Below are 1,900 nucleotides of genomic sequence, written 5' to 3'. Positions count from 1 at the left end.
GCCGGCGGCGCTCCGTCTGATGCCGAGACCGCCAAGGTGGCACGTTCGGCCCAGGTCCGGGAGTACATCGACTCGGTGTGGCCCGCCCTGGAGCCGCGCGCGGTGCTGCTCAGGCTGTACACCGATGTGGACTTCGCTCGCCGCTGTGCCGGCGGCCGGCTGAGCGAGGAGGAGCTCCAGCTGCTCCGCCGGACGCCCCCGTTCCGCCCGGTGCCGGCCAAGCAGGCCGCGTTCTCCGCCGCCGACCTGGTGCTGCTCGCCGAGCTGGCCGGCCTGATCACCGGCGTCGACGGCTTCGTCCACGTGGGGGTGGACGAGGCGCAGGACCTGTCGCCGATGCAATGCCGGGCGGTGGCCCGCCGGTGCCCGCTCGGCTCGCTGACCGTGCTGGGCGACCAGGCCCAGGCCACGGCACCCTGGGCGGCCGGTTCCTGGCAACTGGCGCTGACCCACCTCGGCCAGCCGGCGGCCCAGATCAGGCCCCTGACCGTCGGCTACCGGGTGCCCGGCGAGGTGCTCCAGGTCGCGAACCGGCTGTTGCCGCACATCGCGGCCGGCGTCCCGCCCGCGTCCTCGATCCGGTCCGGTGAGCAGGCGTTGACCTACGGCACGGACCTGCTGGAAGCGCTGCGGCGCTGCCTGGCCGCCGAGGGCTCGATCGCGGTGATCGTGCCCGACCTCCGCGCGCCCGACGTGCTCGCCGAGCTCACCGAGGCCGGTGTCGCCGCGGCCGGCCTGGATCGCGAGCCTGCCGAGCGGGTCACGGTGGTGCCGGCGGCGGCGGCCAAGGGCCTGGAGTTCGACTCGGTGGTGCTGCTGGAGCCCGCCGAGATCGTGGCCGCCGAGCCCACCCGGCTGGCCGGGCTGCGCCGGCTCTACGTCTGCTGGACCAGGGCGGTGTCCCGGCTGGCCGTCGTGCACACCGAGCCACTGCCGACCGAGCTGGCCGGCTGACGGAGCTGGCCGGCTGACGGAGCTGGCCGGAAGTGGCTGACGAGCTGGCTGGCTGAAGCACCGACCAGCCCGGCCAGCCCGGCCAGCCCGGTCAGCCGGTCGCGTTGATGGAAGTGGTGCCGCTGAAGTCGTGGTAGGACGTCCACCAGGCGCCGTTGGCGTACTCCTTGTGCCACAGGGTGCCGTCGGTGCCGGCCGCCCAGACGTGGTAGGTGTTGGAGGACGGCAGGTACTGCAGCTTGGGCGTGCCGGTCAGGACGGTGCCGCCGATGTTGGCGGAGCTGAAACTGCCGTGGTCACCGTCCGGGCCGGTGTTGAGGTTTCGGAGAGTGATGATCGCGCCGCTGTCGTTGACGGCGAAGACGTGCTGGTGGTTGTACTTGTCGACCATCGCGGCGGCGCCGCGGGTGACATTGTGGTCGCCGAGGTCGGTCCAGCTGCTGTCCCAGCCGCTGCCGTCGTACTCCTTGACGTAGAGGTGCCCGTTCGTCGCGGTGGCGTAGACGTTGTAGATGTTGTCCGCCGCGTAGTAGTTCACCGCGGGGGTGTGGGTGAGCACCGTTCCGCCGATGTTGTCGAAGACCCAGCTGCCGTTCTTGCCGTCGGCGCCGGCGGTGGCGTTGCGGATGTTGTAGACGGCGCCGTTGGTTCCGGAGGCGAAGACGTGCTGGTGGCCGTACTTGTCGATCATGGCTGAGACGCCGGAGCGGAGGGCGGGGCCGTTGATCAGGGTCCAGCAGCAGCCCCAGGCGCCGTTGCGGTATTGCTTGACGTAGAGGCCGCCGTTGGAGCCGGTGGCGTAGACGTCGTATTCGTTGGTGTCGGGGTAGTAGTTGACCGCTGGGGAGCCGACCAGGATGGTGCCGTCGATGCTGTCCCAGGCCCAGCTGCTGCCGCCGCCGTAGCGTTGGGCCACCGCGCCGGTGCTGGTGGTGACGAAGATGTG

The 1,900-nt window shown here is 71.2% G+C and carries 1 protein-coding gene and 1 pseudogene; one reads left to right on the top strand and one right to left on the bottom strand.

All coding sequences use genetic code 11. The features are described from left to right. A pseudogene (locus VF542_RS01700) lies at window positions 1-954 on the top strand (AAA family ATPase); the annotation flags it as partial. 91 nt (window positions 955-1,045) lie between these two features. On the opposite strand, the gene VF542_RS01695 reads toward VF542_RS01700, so the two are convergent. Beyond that, window positions 1,046-1,900 (bottom strand): hypothetical protein (locus tag VF542_RS01695; RefSeq protein ID WP_408649974.1); only part of this gene is annotated, 855 nt, incomplete at its 5' end.

The sequence above is a fragment of the Jatrophihabitans sp. genome, assembly GCF_036389215.1.
In the GTDB taxonomy this organism is placed as follows: domain Bacteria; phylum Actinomycetota; class Actinomycetes; order Mycobacteriales; family Jatrophihabitantaceae; genus Jatrophihabitans_A.
The sequence above is the reverse complement of the archived record's forward strand: the minus strand, read 5'-3'. Positions and strand labels throughout refer to the sequence as shown.